The sequence below is a fragment of the Yersinia sp. FDAARGOS_228 genome, from assembly GCF_002073315.2.
In the GTDB taxonomy this organism is placed as follows: Bacteria; Pseudomonadota; Gammaproteobacteria; order Enterobacterales; family Enterobacteriaceae; genus Yersinia; species Yersinia intermedia.
Genome location: NZ_CP020409.2, coordinates 4,375,982 through 4,395,850, shown reverse-complemented (window position 1 = coordinate 4,395,850; position 19,869 = coordinate 4,375,982). Strand labels below are relative to the sequence as shown.

The following is a 19,869-nucleotide window of genomic DNA, read 5'->3' as shown; positions in this document are numbered from 1 at the left end:
CCATAATCTGGCAGTGCAATAGGTCGTTGATGCTGCTGTGCACTTCTGTGACGCGCCTCGCACTATTTTGGTGCACAAAAATCATTCAACGCCATGAATCCAGCCGCAACACGGCTGGCTCATGTATCTTAACTGCCCTAGCGTCGCCATTTCCGCATTAAATTATATCTATCATTACTTATGGCATAGCCTTTGCTTTACTTCATTTGTGGCAGACATGAATTCGACTTAATTCGAGAAGGGGCAAATATGAAGCTGGTTACCGTGGTTATCAAACCATTTAAGCTGGAGGATGTGCGTGAAGCCTTGTCCTCTGTGGGTATTCAGGGGCTGACCGTAACCGAAGTGAAAGGATTTGGTCGCCAGAAAGGGCACGCAGAGCTCTATCGGGGAGCTGAATACAGTGTCAATTTTTTACCCAAAGTGAAAATTGACATTGCAATTGCCGATGATCAATTGGATGAAGTGATTGACGTGATCAGTAAGGCGGCCTATACCGGCAAAATTGGTGATGGCAAAATTTTCGTTGCTGAATTGCAACGTGTTATTCGCATCCGTACCGGCGAAACCGACGAAGCAGCACTGTAATTTGCAGGCTCAAATTTAGTGAATAGGGATGGGTTGATGATGAAAAAACTTTTATCCGTGTTGGGCCTGAGTTCGGTAGCGATGCTGCCTTCTTTGGCAATGGCCGCAGCGCCGGCTGTAGCTGACAAAGCTGATAATGCCTTTATGATGATTTGCACCGCTCTGGTGCTGTTTATGACTGTTCCCGGTATTGCCCTGTTCTACGGCGGCCTGCTGCGTTCCAAAAACGTATTATCGATGATGACTCAGGTTATGGTGAGCTTTGCTCTGATCTGTGTGCTGTGGGTACTCTACGGTTATAGCCTGGCTTTTGGCACCGGTAATGCGTTCTTCGGTAGTTTCGATATGGCGATGCTAAAAGGTATTGGTTTGACCAGCCTGAGCGGCACCTTCTATCAATATATCCATGTGGTGTTTCAGGCTTCATTTGCCTGTATCACGGTTGCACTGGTGGTGGGATCATTCGCCGAACGTATTCGTTTCTCTGCGGTATTAATTTTCGCCGTCCTGTGGTTCACCTTCTCATACCTGCCAATGGCACATATGGTGTGGGGTGGTGGCTTCCTGGCAATGGATGGCGCGCTAGACTTCGCCGGTGGTACCGTTGTGCATATCAACGCCGCGATTGCTGGTTTGGTGGGTGCTTACTTACTGGGTAAACGCGCTGGATTTGGTAAAGAAGCGTTCAAGCCTCATAACTTACCTATGGTATTTACCGGTACTGCGATTCTGTATATCGGTTGGTTTGGCTTCAATGCCGGCTCAGCCAGCGCCGCTAACGAAATTGCTGCACTTGCCTTCTTGAACACAGTAGTCGCAACTGCGGGTGCTATCTTGTCTTGGGTATTTGCCGAGTGGGTTTTACGTGGCAAGCCTTCATTGCTGGGTGCGTGTTCTGGTTGTATCGCAGGTTTGGTTGCGATTACGCCAGCGGCAGGTACAGTCGGTGTTGGTGGTGCATTGATTATTGGTCTAATAGGTGGTGTTGCCGGTCTGTGGGGTGTAGTCCTGCTGAAGAAATGGCTGCGGGTGGACGATACCTGTGACGTATTCGGTGTACATGGCGTGTGTGGGATTATCGGTTGTATCCTGACGGGTGTCTTTACCTCTGCCTCACTGGGTGGTACAGGTTACGCTGCTGGCGTCACTATGGGCCATCAGGTGGGGGTTCAGCTGTTCAGTGTAGGTGTGTGTTTAGTCTGGTCTGGGGTTGTTGCCTTCGTTGCCTTTAAAATTGCTGACCTGTTGGTTGGTCTGCGGGTACCCGAAGAGCAAGAACGTGAAGGTCTGGATGTTAATAGCCACGGTGAAAATGCATACAACCAGTAAGCTAGAAATAGCAGTAAAATAATAATGATGATAACAATAGGGGCGATATAACATCGCCCCTGTTCTATTTTGAGAACGGCTATCGATGCATACGAATCACACCTTCCTGCACGGTAGAAGCCACTAATATCCCTTCCCGGTCGTAGATCTGACCACGGACAAAGCCGCGCGCGCCGGAAGCGGAAGTACTTTCTACTGCATACAGCAGCCAATCGTCCAGGCGGAATGGCCGATGGAACCACATAGAATGATCTATCGTGGCAATCTGCACTCCTGGCTCAAGGAAACCAATCCCATGTGGCTGCAAGGCCGTTGGCAGGAAATTAAAATCAGAGGCATAACCCAGTAAATACTGATGAACCTGCAGGTCATCTGGCATTGTGCCGTTGGCGCGGAACCAGACATAGCGATTGGGTTCTTCTACCGAGCCTTGTAATGGGTTGTGGAATTTCACCGGGCGCATTTCAATTGGTTGATGGCCGATAAACTTTTCCCGTACTTTTTCGGGGATCATATGTGCGAATTGGCGAGCAATGTCTGTTTCGGACATTAATCCTTCCGGTGGGGGGGCGCCTGGCATGGTATTTTGGTGCTCAAATCCCTCCTCTAGGCTCTGGAACGACGCCGTCATATAGAAGATGGGTTTACCATTCTGAATCGCACTGACCCGGCGGGCGCTGAAGCTGTTACCATCGCGTAGCGTTTCTACGTCGTAGATAATGGGCTTGCTGCTGTCCCCTGGCCGCAGAAAGTAGCTGTGGAATGAATGTACTGCCCGCTCCGCCGGTACGGTTTGTTTTGCTGCATAGATAGCCTGACCCACTACCTGACCACCAAATACCTGGCGCAAGCCCAGATCCTCACTTTGGCCACGAAAGATCCCTTCTTCAATTTTCTCAAGGAAGAGCAGATCGAGTAGTTTTTTTAATGCTTGACTCATGTTGTGGCCCCTGATGTTTGAGTTCATACACAGTGTGCTGAATCAGTTGGGTGGTCGTCAATATATTGCTGTGAAAGCGCTGTTCAATTGAGGGATTAGCAGATAAGGAATAGTCTGATAAATGCCTCGATTGGGTAAAAACCGATGTGGAATAGAATATTGTGCTATAATTATCTTGCTAGGTGGTTGAAGCCACTTATTAAACGCGGGCTTTTTGGTAGATAACCCGCATCTTAATAATAAGAAGGAGTGCGACCTATGAAACCTTGGCAATCAATAAAATTCTGGCAGATCGCGGGTGGGGCAGCATTAGTGGTGAGTTTGGCCGGGTGTGCTCATAAAGGTGCTGATGTTCCAGTTCCCGCGCCAGCAGGTGTTACGGCTGCTGCCGCCCCCATTGCACAGCCTGCTGTACAGGGGACAGTGAATATCCGCGAGCGCATTGCCTTACCACCGGATGCTGTAGTCACGGTTACGCTGTCGGATGCCTCACTGGCAGATGCCCCATCACGAGTTATTGCCCAGAAGGCGATTCGTACTGAGGGTAAACAGGCACCGTTTACTTTTGCTTTGCCGTTTAACCCAGCCGACATTCAGCCAAACGCACGTATTATTGTAAGTGCAGCGATCACGCGTAATGGTCAGTTACTGTTTATCACCGATACCATTGCGGAAGTGATTAACCGTGGTGCGGGGACTCAGGCTAATCTGCTGCTGGTTCCAGCAACCTCTGTTGCTATAGAAACAACCCCAGGGGGGCCTGCGACAATACAGGGCGCGCCTGCCATAACGGGTTCTGCAACCATACAGTAATGTTTAACCGACCATGAGTTGGTTGATCAGTCATTGCCCATTAATTTGGCAATAGCGCCACAGGATAGCCATTATTCTGTGGCGTTTTCATTAGCGGTATTGCCAGCGATATCGTTGTAAATCAATCCGGCCCGAACCATCAATATCAATACCTTCAGCAAGTAGTGCCTTTTTTTGTCTGAGATAATCATCACCAATTAATGATATTTCGCCATGGCGATTAATCACCCTATACCAGGGTAAGGCAGAACCTTCCGGTAAGCGCTTGAGCACCCCACCGACTTGGCGTGCGGCTCTGGGGGAACCAATCAACCGAGCGATGTCGCCATAAGTGGTCACCTGCCCATAAGGGATAGCGGCAACCACATGGAATACCCGTTGGCGAAAGCTGTCGATGAACGTTGAGTTACTCGGTTCAGTGGGCGAATCTGATACTTCAGGCTCATGCTGGCTTTGGTTGTCTATTTTTGATGATGTCACAGCATTCTCTTTTTTATCTGCATGGGCGGATAGTGCGACGCTATAGAAAAATAGGGTGAATAAATAGAATGAGATGAATAAATAACATCATCAATGCTTTTTGTGCCAGCAGAAAATAGATTTAGCCCTAACCTGAGGGAGAGTGGGCAAGAAACCAGCGGTTAGCGCGTGTTGTCTTGCTATTTGGTGGGCCATGGTCGATAATGCCCACCGCTCCAGAGTACAAGGGGCCGTTAACGTCAATGGAGGTCCTGTTGGTTCTCCCGCAACACTAACTTGTGAACTCGGTCAGATCCGGAAGGAAGCAGCCGTAGCAGGCGAGGTGTGTGCCGGGATGTAGCTGGCAGGGCCTCCACCATTTCTGATCCTGACGTTATCTTTTTTCTCCTGTTTATTTCTTTTATTTGCTTACCTAAAGTGCCGGCTTTTGTTGATGGCTCCCTACCTTAAGTTTCTTATACTACTTAGTTGTAATTGTCATACAAATGAACTAGCGAAGGGTAAGATAAGAATTTTCTTATTTTATTTATTGGGTTGGCTTTCTATTTACATTTAAGATCTAGCAAGTGACTAATAATATCGTGCAATTATTAGCGATAAAGGTGGGTTTTAATAAATTAGATCGACGAAGCATTTTACTTAAATACCCTTCCATTAGTCTGATAACTCACCGGATTTTACCTAAGTACCCGCATGCAAAATCGCGGGATTCAAGTTAACCTTCAATACCGTGGGCCTATCAACGCATTTATCTCAAATTAAAACACGATCAAATCACCTGGTTCATTGAAGCCGATAACGTTTATCGGCTCAACGTTGTGTGTCTTAACCAGCGTTAAGCAGACTATTTCACATGTTGCCAAACCGTAGGAGGAATTTTATCGTAAAGCTTATTCATTGTGAGTTCAGCCAGGCGATGGTCTGCTGCTGAGTAAAACAATTCCAGCTCATCATCGGAAAGCTCGTACTTATTCTTTTCAATTACACGTTCTAATGTATCAATAGTCGTACATTTTCTTAAACGCATCAGGTAGTCAGTTTTTGTCATGGTAATTTTTCTTCTCGATATATAAATTAATATAGGGTAGCTATCCCTTAAGTTTTCATCAGGGTACAGGTGTATTCCCCTGAGAAAAGTCTGAATAAGCGCTCTTTGGTTTTTTGCCAGCGCCTCAATTCAGGATCATTGATTCCGTAACTACTAAACAGAGTATATGTATCGTCTAAATATTCTTCCACTAACTCTGAAAGGTCGCCGTCATCCGGGTATTTTATTTTAAAACTCATCACAAATGAAGCTATATGCTCGATCAAATCATTGAGTTGCAGATTTACGGCAGATGTTGGGTCATTTACCCAGCCATGATGGCTGTCACCAAGGGTAGCAATGCCTTCATCATACAGGCTCTCACATAGAAACTTCAACTGGGCAATGTCATGCCGTTTAGGCGAGTACTCATCCATATCATCCCCTCCGTAAAGTCTTAATTCGGTGTTGATAACACAATGTGAGTAGATAGATAATCATATAATTGTATAAGTTTATCGTTAACGCAAATAAACCTGTCTTGATATGAATATAAATCATTTCTTCGCTCACCGCGCAACTTTATTACTTAATCTTACAATTCATCGGCGGTTGAAGGCCTATCATTGTTAATTATATCAAAAGTGATTTTTTCTGGATGTACAATAAATGTTACAGCACCTGTTAAGGATTCTTCAGTATTGATATCTAAACAGGGGTTAAAGATATGCCATTGATAACAGTAAGTCATTGAATAATAGTTCTCTTCTAAGTGAGAAATATCAAGAATTTCTAATGAACCCTCCGTGTACCTGGCATTTTCTGAATAATACATTAAACCGGAAACTAAACTTCCTTCAATTTCACCGATATTATTACTGATAACACTCTTGAGTAATGAAATCGCGTAACACCCTGAGGTGAAGTCCCCAGCTATTTCATTGTTCATTAATTGTCCGCTCATGGTGGTAAGATTAATTCATTCCTGCATGGTTATTGTAACAAAAAGTGCGTTGGCATTTGTTTTTCAACAACTACGAGCATGATTTGAATCAAAAAAATCAAGTTTAAGGCGATTTTTCAACTAATACTGTCAGTTACGTGTTGTGATGTTATTTAGTGCACTTTCTCGCAATAACAGCCTCTTCCAATAAAATAACGCCACCTAAATAGGGTTTTTCATATTTAGAGTTATTACTCTCGATTAATTCAACCACTCCTTATTAACCTAGAATGCTCAGCGGGTTTGGTCAAGAGAAGGGGGCGACATTGCGCGTTTTCGATTGTTTAATTTATCATTTTGCGAGCGTTATCGAACAATGTAAAGGTTAGAATACCAAAACCATGTCTGACCGCACCAGTAAGGTAACAGTAAAAATAGTTTAATTTACTGTTACTAAGCATGTTTATATTGCCTGTTTTGTCACCAGCGGCAGGTTTGCTTCCGTTCACCGGGGAAGGCCTGGCTATAGCGTTAAAGCTTGTTACTTTTTAAACCCGCCAATTATCGATGTTTTCTTGAACTTACTCATTTTATGTGATGTTATAATATAACAAAAAACACGCGCACTCTGTTCTATCATGAATAAATACGCTTTTTTTACTCGGGTAAACCCTCTTTCTTATTGGACATTGTTTTCACTCTCTTCACTACAGCGCATCTTTGGCGTCGCCTTACTTTGCTTGCTGCTGTGGGGCGCTATTTATTGGGCGAATATATTGCCATGATAAATATGAGAAATATTGAGATCGGATATGATCGGCAAGCACTTACTCCGCCAATTGATGGTTGTTTTGCTGCCGGCTCTCTAACCGCCATCATCGGCGCAAATGGGGCAGGTAAGTCAACTTTGCTCAAGACATTGGCCGATTTACAACCCGCAGTCGCGGGGAAAATAACCTTTAGCGGAGAAACTCGGCCTCAAATAGCTTACCTCCCTCAGCAGGCTGAGTTGGATAAGCAGTTTCCCATCGTCGTGCAAGATGTGGTGGCGATGGGATGCTGGCCACAAAGTGGGTTGCTGGGTGGCATTAATTATCAATCGCGACAACGAATCAAGCAGGCATTAAGTACGGTCAGTATGCAGGATATGGCGCACCAACCTGTAGGTGAGCTTTCTGGGGGGCAGTTGCAACGAGTGCTGTTTGCCCGTCTTTTGGTTCAACAGGCACCACTGATCTTACTGGATGAGCCTTTTACCGGCATTGATAGCCAAACAGTGCAACTTCTGCTCGACGTTATTCGTCAGTTACATGATGAGGGGCGCACAATTATTGCTGTTTTACACGACATGGCGATGGTTGCTGAGCATTTCCCCCGCGCTTTGTGGTTGACGCCTCAAGCCTACTGCTGGCAGCAATCTGAACAGGTTTTGGCACAATGGCATCACTGCCACAGCTCATCTTGTGCACTCTCTTCTCTGGTTCCGCAACCCGAACAGCAAAGGGTTATCAATCTATGACATTGCTTCATTTACTTACTGATCCTTTTTTGGATTTTGGCTTTATGCGACGGGCATTGGTCGCCTGTCTGGCTTTGTCACTCAGTTCAGCCCCTTTGGGCGTTTTCTTGTTATTACGGCGCATGAGCCTGGTGGGGGATGCCCTGTCTCACGCGGTATTACCAGGAGCGGCTATCGGTTACCTTATTTCGGGTATGTCATTAGTTGCCATGGGGGTTGGTGGGTTTATTGCCGGATTAGCTGTCGCCATGTTGTCCGGTTGGGTCAGTCGCCGAACACTATTAAAAGAAGATGCCAGCTTTGCCGGTTTCTATCTTGGTTCTCTGGCTTTGGGGGTCACGTTGGTCTCTCTGCGTGGCTCAAGTATGGATCTGCTCCATGTGTTATTTGGTTCTATTTTAGCTGTTGATAGCAGCGCCATGACCATGGTTGGTGTTATCACGACTGCGTCGATGTTGGCTTTAGCGGCGATTTATCGCGCACTGGTGATTGAATCGTTCGATCCTGTCTTTCTCCGGGTCAGTATGGGCCGTTGGCTGATGGTGGTTCACGCTCTGTTTTTATCGCTGGTGGTTATCAATCTGGTTGCTGGGTTTCAGATCCTTGGCACCCTGATGTCAGTAGGGCTAATGATGTTGCCGGCCACCAGTGCCCGTTTTTGGGCCAAAAATCTTCCTCATACCCTGGGTATTGCCATGGTTATCGGCATGGTTGCCAGTTTTGTTGGTTTGTTGTGGTCTTATTACGCCTCATTACCTGCCGGGCCAGCCATTGTTCTTACCGCCAGCCTGATTTTCTTTATTTCTATTCTATTTGGAACGCGTGGTGGTGTTTTTGCAACCGCGCGCCGTTAAGAAGTATCTGTCATTAAAGGAGAGTTAAATGAAGCGTTTACCTATTAGCCTGGCGGTAGCTGCCCTGCTGTCAAGCCCATTGGCGATGGCAAAAACTGTTGAAGCTGTTGCCAGTTTTTCTATTTTAGGCGATATAGTCCAACAGGTAGGGGGCGAGCATGTCAATGTGGTGACATTGGTTGGGCCGGATGGGGATCCACATGGTTTTGCACCGATGCCGAAAAACAGCAAACAGTTGTCTAATGCTGATGTGGTGTTTGTCAGTGGGTTAGGGCTGGAAGGGTGGTTGGAGCGGCTGATTAGCGCTTCCGGCTATAAAGGGCAGGTTGTGGTCGCCTCAACGGGAGTCGATACGCGTAAAATGGATGAAGAGGGCAAAATGGTGACGGACCCGCATGCATGGAACAGCATGGCGAATGGTATCAAATATGCCAACAATGTAATGAATGCATTGATTGTTGCCGATCCCGAGGATGCGGATTATTTCCGTAAACGTGGTGGAGAATATATCCAGCAATTGGAAAAACTGGATGCTTATGCAAAAGCGCAGTTTGCTGCGATCCCGCTGGATAAGCGTAAAGTCCTGACCAGTCATGATGCTTTCGGCTATTTTAGCCAAGAGTACGGGGTTAGCTTCTTGTCGCCAGTCGGGTTCTCAACTGAAGCAGAAGCCAGTGCCAGCGATGTAGCCGCGCTGATTAAACAGATCAAACAAGAGAAAATAAAAACGTATTTTATTGAAAATCAGACCGACCCACGTTTAGTCAAACAGATTGCCACAGCCAGTGGTGCTAAAGCAGGGGGGGAACTGTATCCTGAAGCCTTATCACCAGCCGGAGGCCCGGCAGCAACTTATGCTGAAGCGTTTAAACACAATGTCGATACCATTGTGGGCAGTATGAAGTAGCCGTAGAAGATATTTTTTACCATAAACCAAGCGGCTACCGCTCAGCTTTTTATTGTATTCAGAGGCTGGGCGTTTAATCGTTTTTGATGCGCCTCTTCTTTAACTGAAAAAAGCCCCGTTGGGCAGCAACGGGGCTTATCAAAACCATCCACTGACGGGCTGGAAATCAACGTTTCTTATGAGTTCCTCCCTGAACTGCTTTAAAACGTGGATTACTTTTACAAATAACGTATACCCGACCACGGCGACGAACGATTTTACAATCGGGATGACGGTTTTTAGCTGAACGTAATGAACTCAGTACTTGCATGATTAACTCTCAGAATTGGCTGGTTTTTTAGTCAGGAAGCGACCAAAACGCTGATTGAAGCGCGCAGTACTGCCTTCCTTGGAGAACTCTTTTTGTTTACCGGTGTAGTACGGATGTGAGGCTGAGGAGATATCCAGTGTGACATAAGGATAGGTCTGCCCATCGCGCTCAATCGTGCGTGCTGTGGCAATGGTGGAACCCACGGTGAAATAGGTATCTGCGCTAATGTCGTGGAAAACCACTGTCCGGTAGTTAGGGTGGATGGCGGGTTTCATAAAAGCTCCAATTGTTATGTTATACTATAACAATAATTATGCGCTATTCACTTTTGAGTTTCAAGTACAGAAAATAAAAAACCCGCAAACCTAAGTCTGCGGGTTTTCTTAATGATGTATTGCATCAATTGTGGTGACGTAAGGTTTACTTGGCCTTATGGTCAACCGCATGTGAGTGCTCTACATCTTCGCTTTTTCGACTAAAGCGACGGCGAACTACCACGAAGAATACCGGAACAAAGAAGATAGCCAGTACAGTTGCGGTTATCATCCCGCCCATCACACCGGTACCTACCGCATTCTGTGCACCAGAACCTGCGCCACTACTGATAACCAGTGGCAGAACCCCTAGGATAAAGGCCAGTGATGTCATCAGAATTGGGCGCAGACGCATACGTACTGCTTCCAACGTTGATTCCACCAAGCCTTTACCTTCTTTGTCCATTAAGTCTTTAGCAAACTCAACAATCAAGATGGCGTTCTTAGCCGATAACCCGATAGTGGTCAATAAGCCGACCTGGAAGTAAACGTCGTTATTGAGGCCACGCAACGAGGCCGCCAGTAACGCACCCACGACACCCAGTGGCACTACCAACATAACTGAGAATGGAATCGACCAGCTTTCATACAGCGCAGCCAGACATAAGAACACCACAATCAGTGAGATGGCATACAACGCTGGAGCCTGGTTACCTGACAGACGCTCTTGATAAGACATGCCTGTCCAATCATAACCAATGCCGCTTGGCAATTTAGCCGCCAGCTCTTGCATCAGATCCATTGCCTCACCGGTACTCTTACCTGGTGCAGCTTGCCCCAGAATTTCCATGGATGGCAGACCGTTGTAACGTTCAAGTCGAGGTGAGCCGTATTCCCATTTCGCGGTGGAGAAGTTATTAAACGACACCATTTGACCCGTGCTGTTACGGACATACCACTTATCAATATCATCCGGTAACATACGGAAAGGCGCATCAGCCTGTACATAAACTTTCTTCACACGACCACGGTCGATAAAGTCGTTTACGTAACTGCCGCCCATTGCTGAACCGAGCGTGGTATTGATATCGGAAATAGAAACACCAAGAGCTTGTGCTTTTTCCTGATCAACTTCCACTTTGAACTGAGGTGTATCTTCCAGTCCGTTCGGCCGCATTCCGACCAGCATATCTGCGTGTTGCGCCGCCATGCCGAGCAGTTGGTTACGCGCTTCAGTTAATTTTTGATGCCCAAGGTTACCTTGATCAATTAACTGGAAGTCAAAGCCGGTAGCGGTACCCAGCTCCACAATCGCTGGCAAGTTAAAGGCGAATACCAAACCGTCTTTGATTTGCGAGAAGGCAGCAGATGCGCGGCCGACGATTGCCGGAACTTTGTTCTGGTCACCTGGGCGCTCATCCCAGTTTTTCAGACTGACGAATGCCAGACCGGTGTTCTGACCCTGACCACTGAAACCGAAGCCGTTAACGGTAAATACTGAGTTAACCACGTCTTTTTCTTTGTCGAGATAATAGTCAGTAACCTGATTAAGCACTTTCTGAGTACGTTCTTGCGTCGCCCCTGCAGGCATTTGCACCATGGTCAGGAACACACCCTGATCTTCTTCTGGTAAGAATGATGTCGGTAAGCGCAGGAACAACACGCCCATACCAATCACAATCACCAGATAGATCACCAAATAACGGCCAGTGCTGCGCAAAATATTGGCAACGCTGTCAGTGTAATGATGGGTGCTTTTCTCAAACATGCGGTTAAACCAGCCGAAGAAGCCGGTACTCGGGCCATGTTCACCTTTGGTAATCGGTTTCAGCATTGTTGCGCACAGTGCGGGTGTCAGAATCAATGCCACCAGAACCGAAAGCACCATGGCAGAAACGATGGTGATAGAGAACTGACGATAGATTGCCCCAGTTGCGCCGCCAAAGAAGGCCATCGGGATAAATACCGCCGACAGTACCATCGCGATCCCCACCAATGCGCCCTGGATTTGCTCCATAGACTTTTTGGTGGCTTCTTTCGGTGGTAACCCTTCCTCTTGCATCACACGTTCGACGTTCTCTACCACCACGATGGCGTCATCGACCAATAGACCTATCGCCAACACCATCCCGAACATCGTTAGGGTGTTTATCGAATAGCCAAAGGCGGAGAGAATAGCGAAAGTACCCAGCAATACGACCGGTACTGCAATCGTTGGAATCAACGTTGCCCGGAAGTTCTGCAAGAACAGATACATGACCAGGAACACCAAGATGATGGCTTCAATCAGTGTTTTAACCACTTCGTTAATGGAGATTTTAACGAATGGCGTGGTGTCGTACGGATAAACCACTTTCAACCCATTAGGGAAGAAGGGTTGTAATTTCGCCAGTTCAGCTTTTACTGCCGCAGAGGTGTCCAGGGCGTTAGCACCGGTTGCTAGTTTAATACCGATCCCTGCCGCAGGTTTACCGTTATAACGGGCGATGATGTTATAGCTTTCAGCCCCCAGTTTAACGATAGCCACATCTTTTAGTCGAACCTGAGAACCGTCAGTATTCACTTTCAACAAGATCTGACTGAACTCTTCTGCATTGGTTAAGCGGGTCTGCGCAATGATTGATGAGTTCAGTTCTTGACCGGGTACAGGTGGTGTCCCCCCTAACTGACCTGCCGCCACTTGGTTGTTCTGTACTTTAATGGCGTTAATAACATCAACCGGTGTCAGTTTGAAGTTATTCAGTTTGTGCGGATCCATCCAGATACGCATTGCGTATTGGGAACCAAACAACTGAACATCCCCCACACCGAGGGTACGGCTAATGGGATCTTTAACGTTAGAACCCACATAGTCCGCGATATCTTCTTGTTGCATGGTGCCGTCTTCAGAAATAAAGCCGGCAACCATCAGGAAGCTACTACTGGACTTTTCAACGCTCACACCTTGCTGCTGCACTTCTTGCGGCAGTAATGGCATGGCTAATTGCAGTTTGTTCTGGACCTGAACCTGAGCGATATCCGGGTCAGTGCCTGAGTTAAAGGTCAACGTCAACTGAACGTTACCGGATGAATCACTGCTGGAAGACATGTACAGCAGGTTATCGATACCGTTCATGTTCTGTTCGATAACCTGCGTTACTGTATTCTGAACAGTAGTCGCATCGGCGCCAGGATAGTTGGCGGAGATTGTAATTGCCGGCGGCGCAATGGTTGGATATTGCGCAACGGGTAATTTCATAATCGCAAGGGCACCAGCCAACATCAAAATGATGGCGAGAACCCAAGCGAAAATAGGGCGATCTATAAAGAACTTAGCCATGAATTACCGGCTCCTTTTAAGACTTCTTCGCTGTATCAGCCGGAGCTGCTTTTTGCGCCGGGTCAGTAACTTCCTGCACTTTTACCTGCACGCCCGGTCTGATTTTCTGCAAGCCGGAAACAATAAGACGATCACCTGCTTTCAATCCTTCAGTAACCAACCATTTATTCCCAATCGCTTGATTAGCAACCAGTGTGCGCATTTCAACTTTGTCATCTGCGCCAACAACCATGGCAGTTGCTTCGCCACGCGGGTTACGTGTCACACCCTGTTGAGGCACCAGCAGTGCATCAGGTCTGACACCTTCATCTAAACGGGCACGAACAAACATGCCAGGCAGTAATGCCTCGTTCGGGTTAGGGAAGATGGCACGGATGGTGATTGAACCGGTAGTTTCATCAACGGTGACACCTGAGAATTCCAATGTACCGGTTTGTGCGTATTCAACGCCGTTTTCCAGTAACAAGCGAACCTTGGCCTTGCCGTTTTCTTGCTTCAACGTGCCATCAGCCAGCTCTTTTTTCAGGCGCAAGAATTCGTCGCTTGATTGAGTAACATCGACATACATCGGGTCAAGCTGCTGAACTGTCGTCATTGCCGTTGCCTGACCACTGGTTACCAACGCACCTTCAGTGACTGAAGATTTACCGGTACGACCACTGATTGGCGAAGTAACCTGAGTATATGCCAGGTTGATACGTGCAGTTTCTACAGCAGCTTTTGCTGCCAGAACACTTGCATTAGCCTGCATCGAGCTAGACACGGCTTGGTCATATTCTTGCTTACTAATGTAATTGGTACCTAGCAATGGTTTGTAGCGATTTACCGTCAAGCGGGCAATTTCAGCGGCAGCTTGTGCTTTAGCTAAATCACCTTTGGCGCTGTCATAAGCGGCTTGATATGTGGCTGGATCAATTTGATAAAGCGATGTTCCGGCGGTGACATCACTGCCTTCAACATAGTTACGTTTAAGAATGATCCCGCTAACTTGTGGGCGAACTTCTGCAACACGGAATGCGGACGTGCGACCCGGTAGATCGGTTGTGATATTCAGTGGTGCGGCTTTCAATGTCACAATACCGACTTCAGGTGCCTGTTGAGCATGGGCTTGCGCCGCATCTTTATCATTACATCCTATAAGTACTAAGCTGCCTGAAAGTACCAGAATTGCAGCCAGAGGCATTACCCCTCTGTTTTTGCTCATAGATAAACCTCAAGTGTCCGATTTTTAATTTAATCCAATGGATCACAAGCTTTAAAACCCATTGCTGCGTAAATTATATGTGCGTGCTATGGTACATACATTCGTGAATGTATGTAAATCGCACCCCCTCGAAAAAACAACGCTATGGCACGAAAAACCAAACAGCAAGCCGAAGAGACCCGGCAACAAATTCTTGATGCCGCAGTGCGGGAATTTTCTGCGCATGGCGTTTCCGGCACTTCTCTTACCGATATTGCCGCCGCCGCAGGAGTAACCCGAGGCGCAATTTACTGGCACTTCAAGAATAAGGTAGACCTGTTCAACGAAGTTTGGGAGCTATCAGAATCTAAAATTGATCAGCTCGAATTAGAGTATCAGGCAAAATATCCTGATAATCCACTCCGCATCCTGCGTGAAATTCTTATCTATGTTCTTGTTTCTACGCGTGAGGATTGCCGACGCCGCGCACTAATGGAAATTGTATTCCATAAATGTGAGTTTGTCGGTGAGATGACCTCAGTTCATGACGCGCGTAAAGTTCTTGATTTAGCTAGTTATGAGCGAATTGAGTCGGTTTTGCAAGGTTGTATTAATGCGAATCAATTGCCCGTCAATCTTGATACTCGCCAGGCTGCAATAATCATGAGAGCTTATATTACAGGTTTGATGGAAAACTGGCTCTTTATGCCAGAAAGTTTTGATATAAAACAAGAGGCACCGGTATTAATTGATGCCTATCTGGAGATGCTAGGACATAGCCGCGCGTTGCGCAAAGGGCTAAATAGCAAGGTATCAGATTAACTGGAGGTTTATATGAGTCGTTCACTGGTTGTGATTGCCAATGGGGCCGCTTATGGCCATGAGTCATTATTTAATGCACTGCGTTTATCTATTGCGTTGAAAGAACAACAAGCCGATCTCGATTTACGCCTGTTTTTAATGTCTGACGCCGTCATTGCTGGCCTTAACGGGCAACAGCCTCGCGAAGGTTATAATTTACAACAAATGCTTGAGATTCTTACAGCACAAAATGTTGCGGTGAAGTTATGTAAAACTTGCGCCGATGCCAGGGGTGTGAGTGGGTTAACGCTGGTTGATGGTGTCGAAATTGGCACGTTGGTTGAGTTGGCTCAATGGACGTTAGCTGCGGATAAAGTTCTCACATTTTAATTAATGTGGGGGGATTGCTCTATGATTCCCGAATCAACCGATATTGCAGGCTGTTACATCCTATTCAGCAACAACTGCGTAACAGCCCGCATTATTACAGCTATTAACGCTCTGAAAGATTTTTCTTATTATGACTCGGGACTGAACGTGATAGGATTTCAGTCTCTCTGTTGAAATGAAGTTCAAATATGAGCGGCAGATCCCACAATCAATATTCATCACCTTTATCCATACCAGCTATGACGCCAGTGGGTGCATTTTTATCGCGCCTTCAGGTAATGCTTATCCTGCTTATAATTGCCTTTATATGTTCGCCATCGACTTTTGCATCGGGAATCAATATTGATGTGCCGACCCGCACAGAGGTATTAAGCCAACTGGATGCATTATCAAAACAAAAGATATTGTCGCCCGCGGAAAAGTTAGCACAGCAAGATCTGACGAAAACGTTGGAATACCTCGATACCATTGAGCGCACCAAGCAAGAGGCCAGCCAACTTAAACAACAACTGGCACAAGCACCAGTGAAATTACGTCAGGCAACAGAGGGGCTGGATGCGCTTAAGAATAGTACTGCGGATACGCTGACCCGTGAGTCCTTGGTAAGTTATTCATTGCGCCAATTGGAATCACGCCTAAATGAAACGCTGGATGATTTACAATCAGCGCAGGAAGATCTCTCCGCTTATAACAGCCAGTTAATCTCCTTACAAACTCAGCCCGAGCGGGTACAGAGTGCGATGTATAACGCATCAATGCGTTTAATGCAAATTCGCAATCAACTCAATGGATTAGCGCCAACTCAAGAGGTTTTGCGACCAACCCAGCAACAAGAGTTATTGACTGAGCAGGTGATGTTAAATGCGCAGTTGGATTTACAGCGAAAAAATCTGGAAGCGAATACGACCCTACAGGATTTGCTGCAAAAACAACGGGATTACACCACTGCGCACATAAACCAACTGGAGCGTTATGTTCAGCTACTGCAAGAGGTGGTCAGCGGTAAACGGTTAATACTGTCAGAAAAAACAGCCAAAGAAGCACAAGCACCTAATGATGCCACTGACATCCAAAATGATCCGTTAGTTAGCCGAGAACTGACGATTAACAAAGAATTAAGTCAGCGGCTGATTAATGCCACGAAAGAAGGCAATACTCTAGTACAACAGAATATCAGAGTTAAAAACTGGCTGGATCGCGCACTGCAATCGGAGCGTAACTTAAAAGAACAAATTACCGTACTGCGCGGTAGTTTGTTGCTTTCACGTATTCTGTACCAGCAGCAACTCAATTTACCCACGGCTGGCTTGATAACCAATATGGGGCCACGTATCGCTGACTTGCGCTTGGAGCAATTTGAAATAAACCAGCAACGTGACCAGCTATTCCAGGGGGATGACTATATCCAAACCCTGATGAATGACAGTAAAGAGAAAATCAGCCCTGATGTAGAAGACGCTCTGGGGCAAATTGTTGATATCCGCCGTGAGCTACTGGATCAGTTGAATAAGCAGTTGGGTAACCAACTGACACTGGCTATCAATCTGCAAATAAACCAACAGCAGTTACTCAGCGTCAATGAATCGCTGCAACATACACTGACACAGCAGATTTTTTGGGTTAGCAGTAATAAACCGATGGATTGGTCTTGGCTAAAAGCCTTACCGGGGGCGCTTAAAGCTGAACTGAGTAATTTTCACTTTAGCCTGTCACCGGGTGATGTGTTGTCGGGGTTGATCAAATCAGTGATGTTCCTACTGCCTATGTTGATTGTGGTGGGGGTGATACGGTCACGCTATAGCATTATCAATAAACATTTGGATCGGCTGGCGGCTGACGTCGGGCAACTTAAGCACGACAGTCAAATGCATACGCCAAATGCCATTATGCTGACTTTACTGAAAGTCTTGCCAGGGGCCTTAATCATTCTAGGTTTTGGTTACTGGTGTCTGCGTTCAGACTTTAATCTCAGTGACTTCCTCTGGAGCTTCTTCCAACGTTTGGCACTGTTCTGGCTGATATTTGACCTGACCTATCGCATGCTCTCGCCAGGGGGAATTACCGAGCGACACTTTATGATTGCGGCTGACCGGTGTGCACATTATCGCCGCCAAATGGTGCGATTAGGGGGCGCATTGTTGCCGGTGATATTCTGGTCAGAATTGGGTGAGAAAAGTCCGCTTCGATTGGTCGATGATGTCATTGGACAAATTGTTATTGTTATTGCTCTGGCACTGCTGGCCTTGTTTGTCTATCCATTCTGTCGTGATAGCTGGCGTGAAAAAGATTCCCATGCGGTGCGATTGGTGATTGTGACTGCGGTTGCGGTAACCCCCATCATTTTGATTGGATTAATGGTGGCAGGGTATTTCTATACAACGTTGCAACTGGCTGGCCGCTGGATAGATAGTCTGTATTTATTATTCCTGTGGAATATCGTTTACCTGACGGCAATTCGAGGTTTAGGGGTTGCTGCGCGGCGTTTGGCCTATCGTAGGGCAATTGCCCGGCGGCAAAGTTTGGTGAAAGAGGGGGCTGAAGGTGGTGAACCGGTTGAAGAGCCGCCATTGGCCTTGGACCAAATTAACCAACAATCATTGCGCCTGACAACGATGGCGCTCTTCCTGATTTTTGCGACTTGTTTCTATTGGATTTGGGCGGACCTGATAACGGTTATCTCCTATCTGGACAGTATATCTCTGTGGCATTACACCTCGACGGTCGCTGGTGCCAGCGTAACGCAGGCTGTGACTTTGGGGAATATGCTGGTGGCTTGGATGGCATTGGTGGTTGCCTATGTTCTGACTCGTAACTTGCCAGGCTTACTGGAAGTCGTGGTGCTGTCGCGCCTGCAACTACGCCAAGGGACTTCTTATGCCATCACTACTATTCTGACTTATTTTATTACGGCTGTCGGGGGGATAACCGCGCTCAGCTCACTCGGTGTTTCGTGGGATAAATTGCAATGGCTAGTAGCGGCCTTGTCTGTTGGTTTGGGTTTTGGCTTGCAGGAAATTTTCGCCAACTTTGTATCAGGTTTGATTATTCTGTTTGAACGGCCTGTTCGTATCGGCGATACCATTACTATCGGTACTTTTTCTGGGAATGTCAGCAAGATACGCATCCGCGCGACGACAATTACCGATTTTGACCGTAAAGAAGTCATTATTCCAAACAAAGCATTTGTTACCGAACGCCTGATCAACTGGTCACTGTCAGATACCATTACGCGTATCATCATTAAAGTTGGTGTTGCCTATGGTTCCGATCTGGCGAAAGTAAAAGATGTGCTGTTGCAAGCCGCTCATGAGAATCCGCGCGTTATGGTTGATCCTGAACCACAAGTTTTCTTCCTAAACTTCGGCTCCAGCACTCTTGATCACGAGTTACGGTTGTATGTCCGTGAACTCAGGGATCGCAGCTATACGGTGGATGAATTGAACAGGGCTATTGATAAGTTATGTCGTGAAAATGACATTAATATCGCTTTTAACCAGTTGGAAGTATATCTGCACAAACCGGATGGTACCGAGGTTCAGGAAGTCAGTCGGCCGCTTGATAAACAAGGCTTACCGGCTGAGCAATCGGATTTGGGGGATACTAAGCCTGACTTACCGGATATCAATAAGCCGCTTGCTTAAGGTATTTGTCTGTACAGACAGAGTAGCGCACCATTCTTGATGGAGTCGCTATGGGTAGGTTCATATAGTGAGTATCACTGAGGCGACACTCTGGTGTATCGCCTTGGTTGAACCTCAGAAGTGATATCTTCAATCTGAGTTTTGGTGGCGGAGCTTACGCTGATAATCAAGTTGCACTATCGCTAACGCCGCCAGTGCTGTCTCGGGCGCTATCTCATTGCATTCCAGCAGATAGATAAGATCTACTGCCAGTTGCAGTTCTGGTGGTGCTTTTTCAACTGACATAATCTAACCAACATTTGATTTGCAGTTAATCGGGAAGTCAGGTGTGAATATCTTGCTCGGGTTCCACCTGACCTGATTCAAACTATATATCTAATAGATTTCAACATACCCAATAGATTTCAACATGCTGGAAGGTGATAAGCGAGGCAACACCGATGAGCTGACTCCAGTCAGTAATTCGGGGGAGCGCAAGCCGTCAACATCTGCACTTGAAACAGGGCGGGCATAAAACATTATAGAGAACTATTTGTTGTCGGAACCTCAATGATTCAAAAAATGTGACAAA

19 protein-coding genes and 1 other RNA gene are annotated in these 19,869 nt (G+C 46.6%); 10 read left to right on the top strand and 10 right to left on the bottom strand.

Annotated elements, in window-relative coordinates:
- Positions 1-249 precede the first annotated feature (249 nt).
- Both glnK and amtB read left to right on the top strand, forming a co-directional pair.
- Positions 250-588 (top strand): P-II family nitrogen regulator, encoded by a 339-nt coding sequence (glnK, locus tag A6J67_RS20660; RefSeq protein ID WP_002208627.1) that lies wholly within the window; start codon positions 250-252, stop codon positions 586-588.
- A gap of 39 nt (positions 589-627) precedes the next feature.
- On the top strand, positions 628-1,917 hold the full coding sequence (gene amtB / locus A6J67_RS20655) for an ammonium transporter AmtB (RefSeq protein ID WP_032905738.1): 1,290 nt from the start codon (positions 628-630) through the stop codon (positions 1,915-1,917).
- Between the two features lie 79 nt (positions 1,918-1,996).
- Here the strand turns inward: amtB and tesB are convergent, their stop codons facing one another.
- The gene (tesB, locus tag A6J67_RS20650) at positions 1,997-2,857 is read right to left on the bottom strand and encodes an acyl-CoA thioesterase II (protein WP_080608412.1); all 861 of its coding nucleotides are present in this window, start codon (positions 2,855-2,857) and stop codon (positions 1,997-1,999) included.
- Positions 2,858-3,115: 258 nt separating this feature from the next.
- On the opposite strand from tesB, the gene A6J67_RS20645 reads away from it, so the two are divergent.
- On the top strand, positions 3,116-3,670 hold the full coding sequence (locus tag A6J67_RS20645; RefSeq protein ID WP_005182263.1) for a YbaY family lipoprotein: 555 nt from the start codon (positions 3,116-3,118) through the stop codon (positions 3,668-3,670).
- Between the two features lie 90 nt (positions 3,671-3,760).
- On the opposite strand, the gene A6J67_RS20640 is transcribed toward A6J67_RS20645, so the two are convergent.
- The gene (locus tag A6J67_RS20640) at positions 3,761-4,066 is read right to left on the bottom strand and encodes an MGMT family protein (RefSeq protein WP_186004081.1); all 306 of its coding nucleotides are present in this window, start codon (positions 4,064-4,066) and stop codon (positions 3,761-3,763) included.
- A gap of 336 nt (positions 4,067-4,402) precedes the next feature.
- Here A6J67_RS20640 and ffs point away from each other — a divergent pair.
- Positions 4,403-4,499, top strand: an RNA gene (gene ffs, locus A6J67_RS20635) — signal recognition particle sRNA small type.
- 495 nt (positions 4,500-4,994) lie between these two features.
- Here ffs and ymoA read toward each other — a convergent pair.
- The 3 genes from ymoA to A6J67_RS20620 all read right to left on the bottom strand — a co-directional run bounded on the left by ymoA (position 4,995) and on the right by A6J67_RS20620 (position 6,126).
- Positions 4,995-5,198 (bottom strand): expression modulating protein YmoA, encoded by a 204-nt coding sequence (ymoA, locus tag A6J67_RS20630; RefSeq protein ID WP_002208622.1) that lies wholly within the window; start codon positions 5,196-5,198, stop codon positions 4,995-4,997.
- A 47-nt stretch (positions 5,199-5,245) separates the two neighbouring features.
- Positions 5,246-5,614: an Hha toxicity modulator TomB gene (gene tomB, locus A6J67_RS20625; protein ID WP_005182270.1), complete on the bottom strand. Its 369-nt coding sequence runs from the start codon at positions 5,612-5,614 to the stop codon at positions 5,246-5,248.
- A gap of 158 nt (positions 5,615-5,772) precedes the next feature.
- The gene (locus tag A6J67_RS20620; RefSeq protein ID WP_032905603.1) at positions 5,773-6,126 is read right to left on the bottom strand and encodes a hypothetical protein; all 354 of its coding nucleotides are present in this window, start codon (positions 6,124-6,126) and stop codon (positions 5,773-5,775) included.
- Between the two features lie 775 nt (positions 6,127-6,901).
- Between A6J67_RS20620 and A6J67_RS20615 the strand changes: the two genes are divergently transcribed.
- The 3 genes from A6J67_RS20615 to A6J67_RS20605 are packed head-to-tail and all read left to right on the top strand — an operon-like array spanning position 6,902 to position 9,400.
- Positions 6,902-7,639 carry a metal ABC transporter ATP-binding protein gene (locus A6J67_RS20615; protein WP_050073470.1) on the top strand — a complete coding sequence of 246 codons (738 nt, stop codon included), beginning with the start codon at positions 6,902-6,904 and terminating at the stop codon, positions 7,637-7,639.
- Positions 7,636-8,493 carry a metal ABC transporter permease gene (locus tag A6J67_RS20610; protein ID WP_050073431.1) on the top strand — a complete coding sequence of 286 codons (858 nt, stop codon included), beginning with the start codon at positions 7,636-7,638 and terminating at the stop codon, positions 8,491-8,493. The genes A6J67_RS20615 and A6J67_RS20610 overlap by 4 nt, the downstream gene beginning before the upstream one ends.
- 28 nt (positions 8,494-8,521) lie before the next feature.
- Complete coding sequence (locus A6J67_RS20605; RefSeq protein ID WP_005182278.1) at positions 8,522-9,400, top strand: metal ABC transporter substrate-binding protein; 879 nt, start codon at positions 8,522-8,524, stop codon at positions 9,398-9,400.
- Positions 9,401-9,566: 166 nt separating this feature from the next.
- Here the strand turns inward: A6J67_RS20605 and ykgO are convergent, their stop codons facing one another.
- The 4 genes from ykgO to acrA all read right to left on the bottom strand — a co-directional run bounded on the left by ykgO (position 9,567) and on the right by acrA (position 14,487).
- Positions 9,567-9,710, bottom strand: a complete 144-nt coding sequence (gene ykgO, locus A6J67_RS20600; RefSeq protein ID WP_002208618.1) for a type B 50S ribosomal protein L36 — start codon at positions 9,708-9,710, stop codon at positions 9,567-9,569.
- A 2-nt stretch (positions 9,711-9,712) separates the two neighbouring features.
- Positions 9,713-9,985, bottom strand: a complete 273-nt coding sequence (locus A6J67_RS20595; RefSeq protein ID WP_080608411.1) for a type B 50S ribosomal protein L31 — start codon at positions 9,983-9,985, stop codon at positions 9,713-9,715.
- A gap of 145 nt (positions 9,986-10,130) precedes the next feature.
- Positions 10,131-13,283 carry an efflux RND transporter permease AcrB gene (gene acrB, locus A6J67_RS20590; protein WP_032905610.1) on the bottom strand — a complete coding sequence of 1,051 codons (3,153 nt, stop codon included), beginning with the start codon at positions 13,281-13,283 and terminating at the stop codon, positions 10,131-10,133.
- A gap of 16 nt (positions 13,284-13,299) precedes the next feature.
- Positions 13,300-14,487 carry an efflux RND transporter adaptor subunit AcrA gene (acrA, locus tag A6J67_RS20585; protein ID WP_032905611.1) on the bottom strand — a complete coding sequence of 396 codons (1,188 nt, stop codon included), beginning with the start codon at positions 14,485-14,487 and terminating at the stop codon, positions 13,300-13,302.
- 144 nt (positions 14,488-14,631) lie between these two features.
- Between acrA and acrR the strand changes: the two genes are divergently transcribed.
- The 3 genes from acrR to mscK all read left to right on the top strand — a co-directional run bounded on the left by acrR (position 14,632) and on the right by mscK (position 19,298).
- Positions 14,632-15,288 carry a multidrug efflux transporter transcriptional repressor AcrR gene (gene acrR / locus A6J67_RS20580; protein ID WP_005182286.1) on the top strand — a complete coding sequence of 219 codons (657 nt, stop codon included), beginning with the start codon at positions 14,632-14,634 and terminating at the stop codon, positions 15,286-15,288.
- Between the two features lie 12 nt (positions 15,289-15,300).
- Positions 15,301-15,657 carry a DsrE/DsrF/TusD sulfur relay family protein gene (locus A6J67_RS20575; protein WP_042569288.1) on the top strand — a complete coding sequence of 119 codons (357 nt, stop codon included), beginning with the start codon at positions 15,301-15,303 and terminating at the stop codon, positions 15,655-15,657.
- A gap of 239 nt (positions 15,658-15,896) precedes the next feature.
- Positions 15,897-19,298 (top strand): mechanosensitive channel MscK, encoded by a 3,402-nt coding sequence (gene mscK, locus A6J67_RS20570; RefSeq protein WP_172668584.1) that lies wholly within the window; start codon positions 15,897-15,899, stop codon positions 19,296-19,298.
- Between the two features lie 129 nt (positions 19,299-19,427).
- Here the strand turns inward: mscK and rsmS are convergent, their stop codons facing one another.
- Positions 19,428-19,583, bottom strand: a complete 156-nt coding sequence (gene rsmS / locus A6J67_RS20565; protein ID WP_005182289.1) for a pleiotropic regulatory protein RsmS — start codon at positions 19,581-19,583, stop codon at positions 19,428-19,430.
- Positions 19,584-19,869: the final 286 nt, after the last annotated feature.

Excerpts from the sequence above, each read along its gene's own strand:
- glnK (WP_002208627.1), top strand. The coding sequence starts at position 250 with ATGAAGCTGGTTACCGTGGTTATCAAACCATTTAAGCTGGAGGATGTG.
- amtB (WP_032905738.1), top strand. The coding sequence starts at position 628 with ATGAAAAAACTTTTATCCGTGTTGGGCCTGAGTTCGGTAGCGATGCTG.
- tesB (WP_080608412.1), bottom strand. The coding sequence starts at position 2,857 with ATGAGTCAAGCATTAAAAAAACTACTCGATCTGCTCTTCCTTGAGAAA.
- A6J67_RS20645 (WP_005182263.1), top strand. The coding sequence starts at position 3,116 with ATGAAACCTTGGCAATCAATAAAATTCTGGCAGATCGCGGGTGGGGCA.
- ymoA (WP_002208622.1), bottom strand. The coding sequence starts at position 5,198 with ATGACAAAAACTGACTACCTGATGCGTTTAAGAAAATGTACGACTATT.
- tomB (WP_005182270.1), bottom strand. The coding sequence starts at position 5,614 with ATGGATGAGTACTCGCCTAAACGGCATGACATTGCCCAGTTGAAGTTT.
- A6J67_RS20620 (WP_032905603.1), bottom strand. The coding sequence starts at position 6,126 with ATGAACAATGAAATAGCTGGGGACTTCACCTCAGGGTGTTACGCGATT.
- A6J67_RS20615 (WP_050073470.1), top strand. The coding sequence starts at position 6,902 with ATGATAAATATGAGAAATATTGAGATCGGATATGATCGGCAAGCACTT.
- A6J67_RS20610 (WP_050073431.1), top strand. The coding sequence starts at position 7,636 with ATGACATTGCTTCATTTACTTACTGATCCTTTTTTGGATTTTGGCTTT.
- A6J67_RS20605 (WP_005182278.1), top strand. The coding sequence starts at position 8,522 with ATGAAGCGTTTACCTATTAGCCTGGCGGTAGCTGCCCTGCTGTCAAGC.
- ykgO (WP_002208618.1), bottom strand. The coding sequence starts at position 9,710 with ATGCAAGTACTGAGTTCATTACGTTCAGCTAAAAACCGTCATCCCGAT.
- A6J67_RS20595 (WP_080608411.1), bottom strand. The coding sequence starts at position 9,985 with ATGAAACCCGCCATCCACCCTAACTACCGGACAGTGGTTTTCCACGAC.
- acrB (WP_032905610.1), bottom strand. The coding sequence starts at position 13,283 with ATGGCTAAGTTCTTTATAGATCGCCCTATTTTCGCTTGGGTTCTCGCC.
- acrA (WP_032905611.1), bottom strand. The coding sequence starts at position 14,487 with ATGAGCAAAAACAGAGGGGTAATGCCTCTGGCTGCAATTCTGGTACTT.
- acrR (WP_005182286.1), top strand. The coding sequence starts at position 14,632 with ATGGCACGAAAAACCAAACAGCAAGCCGAAGAGACCCGGCAACAAATT.
- A6J67_RS20575 (WP_042569288.1), top strand. The coding sequence starts at position 15,301 with ATGAGTCGTTCACTGGTTGTGATTGCCAATGGGGCCGCTTATGGCCAT.
- mscK (WP_172668584.1), top strand. The coding sequence starts at position 15,897 with ATGACGCCAGTGGGTGCATTTTTATCGCGCCTTCAGGTAATGCTTATC.
- rsmS (WP_005182289.1), bottom strand. The coding sequence starts at position 19,583 with ATGTCAGTTGAAAAAGCACCACCAGAACTGCAACTGGCAGTAGATCTT.